This window comes from Pseudomonas fragi, from assembly GCF_002269505.1.
Lineage (GTDB): Bacteria > Pseudomonadota > Gammaproteobacteria > Pseudomonadales > Pseudomonadaceae > Aquipseudomonas > Aquipseudomonas fragi_D.
In genome coordinates, this window is sequence record NZ_NQKQ01000010.1 from 88,584 (window position 1) to 101,117 (window position 12,534).

General features: G+C 59.7%; 9 protein-coding genes. 1 reads left to right on the forward strand and 8 read right to left on the reverse strand.

Features of this window, described 5'->3' with window-relative positions:
* Positions 1 to 65 precede the first annotated feature (65 nt).
* On the reverse strand, positions 66 to 1,487 hold the full coding sequence (gene ccoG, locus CJU81_RS11265) for a cytochrome c oxidase accessory protein CcoG (RefSeq protein WP_095036654.1): 1,422 nt from the start codon (positions 1,485 to 1,487) through the stop codon (positions 66 to 68).
* 247 nt (positions 1,488 to 1,734) lie between these two features.
* Positions 1,735 to 1,890 carry a hypothetical protein gene (locus CJU81_RS24055; protein WP_176464830.1) on the reverse strand — a complete coding sequence of 52 codons (156 nt, stop codon included), beginning with the start codon at positions 1,888 to 1,890 and terminating at the stop codon, positions 1,735 to 1,737.
* Between the two features lie 283 nt (positions 1,891 to 2,173).
* Here CJU81_RS24055 and glgB point away from each other — a divergent pair, with 283 nt between their 5' ends.
* Complete coding sequence (gene glgB, locus CJU81_RS11270; RefSeq protein ID WP_441007417.1) at positions 2,174 to 4,393, forward strand: 1,4-alpha-glucan branching protein GlgB; 2,220 nt, start codon at positions 2,174 to 2,176, stop codon at positions 4,391 to 4,393.
* Between the two features lie 73 nt (positions 4,394 to 4,466).
* Here glgB and CJU81_RS11275 read toward each other — a convergent pair whose 3' ends face one another.
* The 6 genes from CJU81_RS11275 to CJU81_RS11300 all read right to left on the reverse strand — a co-directional run bounded on the left by CJU81_RS11275 (position 4,467) and on the right by CJU81_RS11300 (position 12,521).
* Complete coding sequence (locus CJU81_RS11275; RefSeq protein WP_095036656.1) at positions 4,467 to 5,270, reverse strand: endonuclease/exonuclease/phosphatase family protein; 804 nt, start codon at positions 5,268 to 5,270, stop codon at positions 4,467 to 4,469.
* A gap of 93 nt (positions 5,271 to 5,363) precedes the next feature.
* Positions 5,364 to 7,517, reverse strand: a complete 2,154-nt coding sequence (gene glgX, locus CJU81_RS11280) for a glycogen debranching protein GlgX (protein WP_095036657.1) — start codon at positions 7,515 to 7,517, stop codon at positions 5,364 to 5,366.
* A 142-nt stretch (positions 7,518 to 7,659) separates the two neighbouring features.
* A complete protein-coding gene (locus CJU81_RS11285; RefSeq protein ID WP_095036658.1) occupies positions 7,660 to 7,875 on the reverse strand; it encodes a DUF2934 domain-containing protein in 216 nt (71 codons plus the stop codon).
* A 26-nt stretch (positions 7,876 to 7,901) separates the two neighbouring features.
* Positions 7,902 to 9,983: a 4-alpha-glucanotransferase gene (gene malQ / locus CJU81_RS11290; RefSeq protein ID WP_095036659.1), complete on the reverse strand. Its 2,082-nt coding sequence runs from the start codon at positions 9,981 to 9,983 to the stop codon at positions 7,902 to 7,904.
* Between the two features lie 54 nt (positions 9,984 to 10,037).
* A complete protein-coding gene (gene glgA, locus CJU81_RS11295; RefSeq protein WP_095036660.1) occupies positions 10,038 to 11,609 on the reverse strand; it encodes a glycogen synthase GlgA in 1,572 nt (523 codons plus the stop codon).
* A gap of 465 nt (positions 11,610 to 12,074) precedes the next feature.
* Positions 12,075 to 12,521, reverse strand: a complete 447-nt coding sequence (locus CJU81_RS11300) for a DUF411 domain-containing protein (RefSeq protein WP_095036661.1) — start codon at positions 12,519 to 12,521, stop codon at positions 12,075 to 12,077.
* Between the last annotated feature and the right edge of the window lie 13 nt (positions 12,522 to 12,534).

Consider the following 12,534-nt stretch of genomic DNA (forward strand, 5'->3'; position numbering starts at 1 on the left):
TTTGCCTGGCACACCGCAGCGATCCTGTCGCGAGCAAGCCCGCACCCACACACAGTATTTGCAGCTTAACGGTTCAGCGGGGCAACAAAACGGCTTTTGGCCACACTGCGCACGCCCGGTTCGTCGGTGTCGGTGACTACAAACTCGATGGTCTGCGAGCTGCTTTTTGGTCGCTCAGCCAGTAGCGCCACCGACACCGGCACATCGACAATCTCGCCGGGGGCCAGGGTCAGTTCGGTTTTGCCCTGCAACTGGAAGTCTTCGCCATCCTGCAACGAAACCCTGTAGTGCTGCGGTTCCTGGGTCTTGTTAATGATTTTCAAACTGTAGATGTTCTCGATCTGACCTTGGCTGTTTTCACGAAACAGACCGCGGTCCTTGATCACATCCAGGGACACCATGGTGCGCATATTCAGGGCCATCACCAGCGCGCCGATCATCACCAGCAGCACCACGGCATAGCCGATCAGGCGCGGGCGCAGCAGGTGTGTCTTGCCGCCCTGCAGTTCATGCTCGGAGGTATAGCGCACCAGACCCGGTGCGTAACCCATTTTCTCCATCACCGAGTCGCAGGCATCGATACAGGCCGCGCAGCCGATGCATTCCATCTGCAGGCCGTCGCGGATATCGATCCCGGTGGGGCATACCTGCACGCACAGGGTGCAGTCTATGCAATCGCCCAGTCCGGCCTGCTTGGGCTCGACTCCACGTTTGCGCGGGCCACGGCTTTCGCCACGGGCCACGTCATAGGAAATGGCCAGCGTGTCCTTGTCGAACATCACGCTCTGGAACCGTGCGTACGGGCACATATGCATGCACACCGCCTCGCGCAGCCAGCCGGCGCTGATATACGTGGCGCCGGTGAAAAACAGCATCCAGAACAGGCTGATACCGGCGATTTCCAGGGTTAGCAGTTCTGTGGCCAGTGGGCGCACCGGGGTGAAATAACCCACAAAGGTCAGGGCTGTCATCACGCTGATGGCCAGCCACAGCGAGTGCTTGGCCGTACGGCGCAAAATCTTGTTCAGGCGCCACGGGGCTGCCTGCAGCTTTATGCGTTGGTTTCTGTCACCTTCGGTGATCTTTTCGCACCACATAAACAGCCAAGTCCAGGTACTTTGCGGGCAGGTGTAACCACACCATACCCGCCCGGCAAATACCGTGATAGCAAACAGGCCAAAGGCAGCAATGATCAGCAATGCCGAGAGCAGGATGAAGTCCTGCGGCCAGAACGTCGCGCCGAAAATATGAAACTTGCTTTCAGACAAGTCCCACAGTACTGCCTGACGGCCGTCCCAGTTGAGCCAGACGGTGCCAAAGAACAATAAAAACAACAGGCCAGCCCCCACGATTCGCAGTGTGCGAAACAGGCCGGTGAAGCTGCGGGTATGAATCACGTTGTCGCTGGACTTGTTTTTTATTTTTGCGGCTCTAGGTCGGGCAGCCTCAAATGACTCAAGTATCTGGACGGGTATTTGTTCGCTCATGGTCTTTCGCTCATCAGCCTCCATCAGGCCCGAGCACTATGCCCAGCGAACTGTTTGCATAACAGACTCAGTTATTTGAATAAAAACCGGATCAGATGAGCTTGGCAGGCGCTCTGCGACAATGTGCTGCACCCGGGCTGTTTCCCGGTATTGCTGGCTTTGCGCGCCTTTAACGCAGTCAGGTGGAACAGGGGGTGATCGAGGTCATGAAAATCTGCGAATCACCCGTCGTCGTAGTCAGTTAGCCTCACACCTTTCGCGGCGCTTGCTCACATGGCGGGTCACCAATGGGTTGCGGGTCACGCTCGGGCGGCTCCTGTTCCGGTTGTGGCCTGGGAACGGACGGCAAGGCTGGCTGGTCGATATTAGGGTCGGGTGTTTCCGGTGCAATGGGGATGCTCATCACGATGACCTCATGCTGACGGGATGTGGGGGCTGTCGCGCGGTTGACCCGCTGAAGGCAGCTTTGATTCCCCTGATGTGACCGACGGCGCAAAACAGTGTGCGGGTCGCAAAATTTGCATGTGTTTTGCATAAACCAAGGGCAATTAGCCCTCACGTTGAGCCCCACAACAGCTAGTCTTGGGGGGGACTGTGGATTGTAGGACATAGGCCAAGTCGATGACTGAGATGTATGCACAGGCATGCACAACCTTTACCGGACGGAGAGCAGCATGAGTTCGAGCATGGATACTGGTAAAGGTAAAGACTCGCTGTTACCCGCCCCTACGGATATCGACGCACTGATCAAGGCCGAACACCCCGATCCGTTTGCGGTGCTGGGGCCTCACGCCGATGGCAGGGGCGGGCAGTATATTCGGGCGTTCCTGCCGGGTGCAGTGAGTGTCAACGTGCTCGCACGGGATAATGGTGAAGTGCTTGGCCGGCTTGTTGATGAACAGGTACCCGGTCTGTATGTCGGGCATTTCGCTCAAGCACGGCCGTATTTGCTACAGGTTAATTGGGGGGATGCTGTGCAAACCAGCGAAGACCCCTACAGCTTTGGCCCGTTGCTAGGTGAGATGGATCTGTACCTGTTTGCCGAAGGCAATCATCGCGATTTAAGCAGCTGCTTCGGGGCGCAATTGATGCAGGTCGATGGCGTACCCGGGGTGCGCTTTGCCGTGTGGGCGCCGAATGCGCGACGGGTCTCGGTGGTGGGTGATTTCAACGGCTGGGATGGCCGTCGCCACCCCATGCGCCTGCGTCATGCCAACGGCGTGTGGGAGCTGTTTGTGCCGCGCCTGCAGGCAGGTGAGGCGTATAAATATGAAATTCTGGGTGCTCACGGCATTTTGCCGCTCAAGGCCGACCCCGTGGCCCTGGCCACTCAGTTACCGCCGGATACCGCGTCAAAGGTTGCCTCGCCCCTGGCCATCGACTGGCAGGACGGCGACTGGATGCAGACGCGGGCTGCCCGTCAGCGCCATGATGCCCCGCTGTCGATCTACGAGCTGCATGCAGGCTCGTGGCAGTGCGAAACCGACGATGCTAGCGACATCGCACGTCAGTACAGCTGGTCCGAGCTGGCCGATCGCCTGATCCCTTACGTGCAGCAACTGGGTTTTACCCATATCGAGCTGATGCCGATCATGGAGCACCCGTTTGGTGGCTCCTGGGGCTATCAGCCCCTGTCGCAATTCGCGCCGACGGCCCGTTATGGTTCGCCGGATGATTTTGCTGCGTTCGTCAATGCCTGCCACGTAGCCGGTATCGGGGTGATTCTGGACTGGGTGCCCGCACACTTTCCCAATGACACTCACGGGCTGGCGCAGTTTGATGGCACTGCGTTGTACGAATACGCCAACCCGCTTGAAGGCTTTCATCAGGACTGGAACACCCTGATTTACAACCTCGGTCGCACCGAGGTGCATGGCTTTATGCTGGCTTCGGCCTTGCACTGGCTCAAGCACTTTCACATTGACGGGTTGCGGGTCGATGCGGTGGCATCGATGCTTTACCGCGACTATTCGCGCAAAGCTGGCGAATGGGTGCCTAACCGCCATGGCGGTCGGGAAAACCTCGAAGCCATCGAGTTTTTGCGCCATCTCAATGATGTGGTTGCCTGCGAAGTGCCGGGTGCGCTGGTGATTGCCGAAGAATCCACGGCCTGGCCCGGCGTCAGCCAGAGCACCGATCAGGGCGGGCTGGGGTTTTCCTACAAGTGGAACATGGGCTGGATGCACGATTCGTTGCATTACATCCAGCAAGACCCGGTGTATCGCGCGCACCATCACAACGAGTTGAGCTTTGGCCTGGTCTATGCCTGGACCGAGCGTTTTATCCTGCCGATTTCCCACGATGAAGTGGTCCACGGCAAGCACTCGCTGATCGACAAGATGCCCGGTGATCGCTGGCAAAAATTCGCCAATCTGCGTGCTTACTTGAGTTTTATGTGGGCACATCCGGGCAAGAAACTGCTGTTTATGGGCTGTGAATTTGGCCAGTGGCGTGAGTGGAATCATGATCAGCAACTGGACTGGTATTTACTGCAATACCCCGAGCACCGGGGGGTGCAAAAACTGGTTGGTGATTTGAACCGTTTGTACCGCGAGCAGCCAGCCCTGTATGAGCAGGATGATGTGCCGCAGGGCTTCCAGTGGTTGATTGGTGATGATGCGGCCAACAGCGTTTATGCCTGGCTGCGCTGGAGCAGGGATGGCCAGCCTTTGCTGGTGGTGACCAACTTTACCCCGGTGCCGCGCGAGGGGTATCGCATTGGCGTGCCGTTTGCCGGTACCTGGCAGGAGGTGATCAACAGTGATTCGGCGCTGTATGCCGGTTCTGACTATGGCAATGGCGGTGGGGTGGTGACCCAGGATGTAGCCAGCCACGGCCAGGGTGTGTCGCTGGCTCTTAATCTGCCGCCGCTGGGGGTGTTGATCTTGCGGCCGGTGACAGGGTAGATCAAAAGCGCCCTCACCCTGGCCCGCTCCCTCCGGGAGAGGGTTGGGGTGAGGGCAGGCCGGTACCTCGGTATTACAGATGCACCTCAACCGCCAACGGTAAATGATCCGATAAATGGCTCCACGGTTTATTGCCGAGGATCTCTGGATTGTGGCTGCGGGCATTGCGCAAGTAGATACGATCCAGGCGCAGCAGTGGCCAGCGCGCCGGATAGCTCTTGGCCACTTGGCCATGATGGCGTTCAAACACCTCATGCAGGTCGTCGCGCTGGCGCAGGGCGGCGTTGCCTTGCTGCTTCCAGTCATTGAAATCACCGGCAATGATCACCGGCTCATGGGGCGGCAAAGATTTGAGCAGTTGGTTGAGCAAGACAATCTGTAGCTGTCGATGGCTTTCCAACAGGCTCAAATGCACGCAAATGGCATGCACATTGTCATGTCCTGGCACATCCAGCACACAGTGCAGCAAGCCGCGCCGCTCTGGCCCGGTGATCGACACATCGAGATTGCGCGAGGCCTTGATCGGGTATTTAGACAACAGCGCATTGCCGTGATGACCGTCGGGGTAAACGGCATTTTGCCCGTAGGCAAAGTCGCTCCACATGCTGTCGGCGAGGAATTCGTACTGTGAGGTGGCAGGCCAGTCTTCGTAGCGGGAGGCGTGCTTGCCGTGCTCGCCCAGCACCTCCTGCAAGAACACCAGGTCGGCACCGGTACTGCGCACTGCTTCGCGCAACTCGGGCAGGATGAAGCGGCGGTTGAAGGCGGTGAAGCCCTTGTGGGTATTGACCGTCAGCACCTTGATTTGATGCACGGCAGGTGCTGTTGCCGGGGTGGCAGATAAAAGTGTGTTGCCGACAGCATGTTCAGTAGGCATGGTCACTCCTCTGTCAGGGGCAGTTTAAAGCGGCAAGCTCAAGTAGCAGCTTGCCGCTTTTTATGGGGGTGCACTTGATATTTATCAATACATTCACGACACCTCGGTGTGTTGCAGCTCAAACAGCACCAGCGAGCGCCCGGTGACCTCGTAGGGCTTGTTGAAGGGCAGGTGCTGCGGGCCCTTGATGGTCGGGTCGGTGGTGTCGAGCCGGCATGACCAACTGATGCCGTGGGGCACTTTCGGCAGGTTGAAGTTGACCGGGTCATGGTTGGCATTGACCACGATCAGCAACGTTGCGTCGGCCCCGGCGCGCTGCACCCCGGACACTTGCGCGCGGCCATCGAGCAGCATGCCCATGCAACGGGCCTGGGCGTCTTCCCACTGTTCGGTGGTCATCTCGTTGCCGTCGGGGGCCAGCCAGGTCACGTCCTTGAACTCGGGTGTGTCGACTGAGTGACCCACCAGGAACAGGCCGCGCCGCAGGATCGGATATTGCAGGCGTAACTTGATCAGGCGTTTGACAAAGGCCTGCAGGGATTTGCCGGCCTTGTCCAGTTCCCAGTTGATCCAGCCGATTTCGCTGTCCTGGCAATAGGCGTTGTTGTTGCCGTGCTGGGTGCGCGCAAATTCGTCGCCCGCCACCAGCATCGGTGTGCCCTGGGCCAGGAACAGGGTGGCCATGAAGTTGCGCATCTGGCGCTGGCGCAAGGCATTGATTTCGGGGTCATCGGTGGGGCCTTCGACACCGTGGTTCCACGAAATATTGTTGTTGCTGCCGTCCTGGTTGTTTTCGTCGTTGGCTTCGTTGTGCTTGTCGTTGTAGGACACCAGGTCGTGCAAGGTGAAGCCGTCATGGGCGGTAATGAAGTTGACCGAGCTATAGGGCCTTCGGCCCCGCTGGTTGAACAGGTCGGCCGAGCCGGTCATGCGCCCGGCAAACTCGGCCAGCTTGCCTTCGTCGCCTTTCCAGAAGGCGCGCACGGTGTCGCGAAAACGGTCGTTCCACTCTGCCCAACCGGGCGGGAAACCACCCACCTGATAGCCGCCGGGGCCACAGTCCCAGGGTTCTGCGATCATTTTTACCTGGCGCAGCAGGGGGTCTTGGCGGCAGGCCACCAGAAAGCTGTGACGCTCGTTAAAACCGTCGTGATAGCGCCCCAGAATCGTCGCCAGGTCGAAGCGGAAACCGTCGACGTGCATCTCCCGGGCCCAATAGCGCAGCGAGTCGGTGACCATCTGCAAGACGCACGGATGGCTCAGGTCCAGGGTGTTGCCGGTTCCGGAATCGTTGATGTAATAGCGTTTGTCCTCGGGCATCAGCCGATAGTACGAAGCGTTGTCGATGCCGCGCATGGACAGGGTCGGGCCTTGTTCGTTGCCTTCGGCGGTGTGGTTGTAGACCACATCCAGAATCACTTCCAGCCCGGCCTTGTGCAGGTGCGCCACTGTTTCCTTGAACTCGGCAATCTTGCCGCTGGCCAGGTAGCGCGGGTCAGGGGCGAAAAAGGCGATGCTGTTGTAGCCCCAGTAGTTGGTCATGCCTTTTTGCAGCAGGTGCTGGTCGTTGACGAAGGCATGCACCGGCAGCAGTTCGACACTGGTCACGCCCAGGTCGGTGATGTGTTCGACCACCTCGTCCACCATCAAGCCAGCAAAGGTGCCGCGTACCGCCTGCGGCACGGCCGGGTGGCGCATGCTGATACCCCGCACATGGGCCTCGTAGAAGATGGTGCGCTCCCAGGGCACGCTCAGGCGGCGGTCGTGCCCCCAGGTGTGCGCCGGGTCGATGACCTTGCACTTGGGCACGAAGGGCGCGCTGTCCCGTTCATCAAAGCTCAGGTCGGCATCCGGGTGACCGATGGTGTAGCCAAACAGGGCTTCGGACCATTTCAGTTCACCCACCAGCTGTTTGGCGTAGGGGTCGATCAGCAGTTTGTGATGGTTGAAGCGATGGCCGTTTTCCGGCTCGTAGGGGCCGTAGACGCGGTAGCCGTAGACCTGCCCAGGGTGGGCATCGGGCAGATAACCATGAAAGGTTTCGTCGGTGTATTCGGGCAGTTCGATTCGTTCCAGTTCCACTTCACCCGCCGCGTCGAACAGGCACAGTTCGACTTTGGTGGCGTTGGCCGAGAACAGGGCGAAGTTGACGCCCAGGCCATCCCAGGTGGCACCGAGGGGGAAGGGCAACCCTTCGCGGATGCGCAAGGGGTCGCCAGTGGGCGCTGCTGACGTGTGTTTACTCATGACCTGCTCCTGCACAACCGGATTTTTGGGCGTAGATGGCCTGCGGGGGCGGGCTGGTTCGCGATTGCACTACTGCGGTTCAATCCGTTGGCCGGGCAGAGGCAATCGCGAGCAGGCTCGCTCCCACAAGTGAGGGGGGCACTCAAGACGAGGCAGGTTTGCGCGGTGCCCGGGGTTTTTTCTCGGCAGCCGGTTTTGCGGCCTTGGACTTGGGTGGCGTCTTGGAGGGGGCCAGGGCTTGTGCCTGGGCCAGTTTGTGCGCCATCTCCCAGTGACGTGCCTCCTGGCCCTGCGGGCGACCTTCAGACTCCCAGATCTGATAGGCAAATTCACGAATGTGCTTGTCGTCATTACTCATGGTGAAGCTCCTTGCTCATGGGTGATTTAGCGGTCTCGTTCGTGGGCTTGCTGGCGCGCGCAAGCCAGCAACTCAAAGCGTTGCGTTGCATCGATTGCGTCCAGCACCGTATTGCAATCGCCTGGCAGTCGTCGGCACCAGTTGGGGTGGCCGCTGACGGTACCGGGCAAATTGGCTTGTTCTTCAAGCCCCAGCGCATCCTCAATCGGCAGCAGCACCAGGGGGGCACGGGTGTGCCCCAGAAAACGGATGCTGGCGTCCAGTGTCGGGGCGTTACCCTGGGCTTCTTCCTGAAAATTTTGCGGGTCCTGGCGCAAGGCGCGGTCCAGGCCTTCGCACTCGCGCTGGCGTTCCTCGCGCCAGCGTTGCGCGGTCACCGGGTCAATCAGGTTCAGGCGCTCGTTCCAGTCGATATCGCGCCCGTGCAGCCAGCCAGTGAGTGTCGGCAGGTCATGGGTGCTGGTGGTCGCAAGAACATCGTCCGGCCAGTCCAGGATCGGTTTGAAACGCCCGCCATAGTCCTGCTCGAACAGCAGCACGCGAATGCCCAGGATTGCCCGCTCGCTGAGTTTTTCCCGCAGCCCGTCCGGTACGGTGCCGAGGTCTTCACCGAGCACGATGGCCTGATGACGCACTGATTCCAGGCAGACCAGGCGCAACAGGTCATCGATGGGGTAATACAGATAGGCGCCTTCATCGGGCGAAGCACCCAGGGGGATGACCCACAGGCGTTGCAAGCCCAGCACATGGTCGATGCGTAACCCGCCAGCATGGGCAAAATTGGCTCGCAGCATCTCGATAAAGGCGCGAAAACCATTGCGTTTGAGGCCTTCAGGGGAAAATGCCGAAATGCCCCAGCCCTGGCCTGCGCGGTTGAGCGCATCGGGTGGAGCGCCCACGGTCAGTTGCGCCAGCAGTTCATCCTGGCGGCACCAGGCCTGGCTGCCGGCACCATCGGCGCCCACGGCCAGGTCGGCAATCAGGCCGATGGCCATGCCGCTGCTGCGGGCCGTGGCCTGGGCGCGGTCCAGGCAGCGGGCAATCAGCCACTGACAAAAAGCGTAATAGCCGATGAGCGGCTGGTGCCCCTCGGCAAATCGCAACAGCGCCGGGCTGTCCGGGTTGCGCCATTGTTCGGGCCACTCGCGCCAGTCGAAGCTGTGATGTCCGGCCACACAGGTTTCCTGCAGGGCTTCAAAGCGACAGTGGTTTTCCAGTGCTTCGCCACCCAGCTCGCGAAAGTGATTGAAGTCAGCTTGCAGCGACTGTTCGCCCTGGGCAAAGTCGATGTAGAGCTGGCGCAGCAATGTCTGTCTGGCCAGGGTTGCGGCCGGCCAGTCGATCAGTGGCAACTGTTCAAGGCGCTGCAACTCGTCTTTCAGGCCTGTGGCCTCAATGGCCCTGTGCAGGGCCTCTTCGCCAAGGATGCTGGCAGGTGTGGCATACAAGCTGTTGAGAAACAGGCGACTGGACGGTGAGTAAGGGCTGTAGTGTTTGGGCGCGCTGCTGAACATGGCGTGCAGAGGGCTGATTGCCAGCGCATCGGCGCCGCGCTCACCCACAGCCTGGAGCAGGGTTTCCAGCGCCCGGGTATCGCCAAAGCCGCCATCGCCGTGGCGCCGCAGTGAGTACAGCTGCACGCTCACGCCCCATGCCCGTGGCGCCGCCTGATGCAGGGCATCGCCGATGCTGAAGCACTTGGCCGGAGCCACAGCCAGGGTGAACTGTTGATCTTCCAGCTGTACCCGGTGGTAGCCGACGGGGATCATGCCCGGCAACATGGCGTCGGCATCCAGCTGGATCGGCAGCGCATCGCCGTTCTCCAGATGCACGATGCACTGACTGTGGGGGTGAAAATAACGTGACAAGTCCAGAGCCTTGCCGACATCTGCCGTGAGCAAGGGCGGCAGGCGTTTGTTCTGCTGCTCCAGCTGCAGGTTGAGCAGGCTGGTTTCGATGGCTTCGGCGCTGTCGGCGGGCAGTCCCAGCCCCGCCAGAATGGCTTCCAGCACCTGGGGCCTGACCCTCTGCGGCTGGCCGTTGGCATCAATCCAGTCAACGGCCAGTCCGGCACGGCCGGCGAGTACTTCAAGTTGCGCTTCGCTCATTGGCGGTTCCCTTGATGGAGATAAATGAACGAACGTCAGGCTGATCCCCGGGGGTCATGGCTTCACAGCGCGAAGCAATGACTTGGCAACCAGTTGCTCATACAGCTCGGCATAGGGTTCCACGGCCTTGCACCAATTGAATGGAGCGGCCATTGCGCGGCAGCGCATGGCATTGAACAGTTTGGGGTAGCTGAATACCTTGAAGGCGCGCTTGAGTGCTTCTTCGTAGCTGGCCACGGTGGACTCGTCGAACAGAAAACCGGTCACGCCGTTTTCGATGGTGTCGGCCAGGCCACCGGTGTTGCGGGCTACAGGCAGCGAGCCAAAGCGCTGTGCATACATCTGGCTGAGGCCGCAGGGCTCGTAGCGCGACGGCATCAACAAAAAGTCGCTACCGGCGAACATGCGCCGTGCATCGGTTTCATTGAAACCGATGCGCACACCTATCTGACCCGCAAAGCGCAGCGCAAGTTCGCGCATGGCCTGTTCCTCTTCAGGCTCGCCGCGGCCGATGATGCAAATCTGCCCGCCCGAGGCCACGATAAACGCGGCCACAGCTTCGGTCAGGTCCAGGCCTTTCTGGTACACCAGGCGCGACACCACGGCGAACAGGGGGCCTTTGGACGGTTTAAGGCCGAACAAGGTGCGCACGTGAGCGGTATTCACCGCCCGGGCGTCCCAGTCGCCGATACCGAACGGGGCGACCAGATGCGGATCGGTGGTGGCTTCCCAGCTTTCATCGATGCCATTGGGGATACCGCTCAACAGGCCTTGCTGGGTCTTGCTGGCCAGAAAACCGTCAAGCCCGCAACCAAAGGCCGGGGTGGTGATTTCGGCAGCGTAGGTGGCGCTGACCGTGGTGATATGGCTGGCGTAGGCCATGCCGGCCTTGAGAAAGGACAGCTTTCCGTAAAACTCCATGCCGTCCTGTTGCAGGGCATGGTTGGGGATGCCCAGCTCCGGGCAGCAGGCGCGACTGAATACGCCCTGGTAGGCCAGGTTATGGATGGTAAACAGGGTGGGCGTGCGCTGGCCGCGCCAGTGCATATAAGCCGGAGCCAGCCCGGCAGGCCAGTCATGGGCGTGCACCAGATCGGGTTGCCAGTGGATCTGTGCCAGGTTGGCGGCAATATCGGCCGCAGCCAGCCCCAGGCGGGCGAAGCGGATATGGTTGTCGGGCCAGTCACGGCCGTTGTTGGCGCCGTAGGGCGTGCCTTCGCGCTCATACAGTTCGGGGCAGATCAGCACATAGATGACCAGCCCGTCCTTCATGTCCATGCGCCCGATCTTGCAGGCGGGCAGGGCGGCATGACCGCCCAGCTCGCCAATGATGTGGATCGGGTTCTCGCTGTTGAGCACCTGTGGATAGCCGGGGATCAGCACCCGCACATCATGCAAGTGACGCATGGCCCGCGGCAGTGCGGCAGACACATCGCCCAGGCCACCGGTTTTCACCAGGTCGGCCAGTTCTGACGTGACAAACAGCACCTTCTTTTTATTGGGATTGGCGTTGATCACCGCCAGCGCGGGCCTCCCTGCAGGGGCCGTATCCGGCAGTGAAATCAGCTCATTCACAACTTGCGGGGTCAGACGTTGTTCTTGATGTGGCGCAGCAGCACTGATCATGAATCTCTCCCGTTGTATTTATTGATCTGCTAACGGCCACCCGGCCGGCACTTCCCCACTTACTGATTGGCCATGTCATCCACGGCAAAATGCACAAAAGATGATTCAGGCGATGCAAGGAATGCACCAACAGCTGCAACCCAGTCCTAAGTTGACCTATCACGGGCGAAGAAGATTCGATTGTTCAAATACGACAATTACACGCCGTAGACACGACAGCGTTGAGTGTAGGAGAGATACATCAAGGTGCTAGGAGAATGTCTATATTTTTGTAGGACAATTAGAAAGGCTGTGTAGGAAAATTATCTAACCCAAGATGTGTGTCGGGGTTATTTCAGTGTTTCGTACGATACAAACTCACCGTAGTCGCAGCCGTCGTTCCTCGGCAGCGACTACAGGGCTGTTACTCAGTATGCTTCCAAAACAGGGCGGGCGCACCGATGTGGTGCGCTCGCCTCATGCATTTCAGTTGCCAGGGTACTCGGCGATCACCTGGTCTTTACCGTCGTTGCCCAGGCCGATCACCTGGTAGGCGTCCTTGCGGTCACCCATTTCCATCCCCGGCGAACCCATGGGCATGCCCGGTACCGCGATACCCTTGAGATCGTTGCGCTTCGTCAGGGCAACCACTTGTTCAGCGGGTACGTGACCTTCAACGAATTTGCCGTTGATCACTCCGGTGTGGCACGACGCCAGCCGAGGTTGCACGCCGAGCCGCTGTTTAACGCTGCTCATGTCTGTTTCTACATGGTCATTGACCTTGAACCCGTTGGTCTCCAGGTGGGAGATCCAGGCTTTGCAGCAACCGCAGTTGGCATCACGGTGTACATCAATGGTCAGTTGATCGGCCGCTTGTGCCAAAGAGCTCAACAACAGGGCCGAGAGAGCGACAAGGCGCAATGGAGTTTTCATCGAGATCCTCTTT

Bases quoted from the DNA above. Each gene is read 5' to 3' on its own strand.
- ccoG (WP_095036654.1), bottom strand. From the start codon at position 1,487: ATGAGCGAACAAATACCCGTCCAGATACTTGAGTCATTTGAGGCTGCC.
- CJU81_RS24055 (WP_176464830.1), bottom strand. From the start codon at position 1,890: ATGAGCATCCCCATTGCACCGGAAACACCCGACCCTAATATCGACCAG.
- glgB (WP_441007417.1), top strand. From the start codon at position 2,174: ATGGATACTGGTAAAGGTAAAGACTCGCTGTTACCCGCCCCTACGGAT.
- CJU81_RS11275 (WP_095036656.1), bottom strand. From the start codon at position 5,270: ATGCCTACTGAACATGCTGTCGGCAACACACTTTTATCTGCCACCCCG.
- glgX (WP_095036657.1), bottom strand. From the start codon at position 7,517: ATGAGTAAACACACGTCAGCAGCGCCCACTGGCGACCCCTTGCGCATC.
- CJU81_RS11285 (WP_095036658.1), bottom strand. From the start codon at position 7,875: ATGAGTAATGACGACAAGCACATTCGTGAATTTGCCTATCAGATCTGG.
- malQ (WP_095036659.1), bottom strand. From the start codon at position 9,983: ATGAGCGAAGCGCAACTTGAAGTACTCGCCGGCCGTGCCGGACTGGCC.
- glgA (WP_095036660.1), bottom strand. From the start codon at position 11,609: ATGATCAGTGCTGCTGCGCCACATCAAGAACAACGTCTGACCCCGCAA.
- CJU81_RS11300 (WP_095036661.1), bottom strand. From the start codon at position 12,521: ATGAAAACTCCATTGCGCCTTGTCGCTCTCTCGGCCCTGTTGTTGAGC.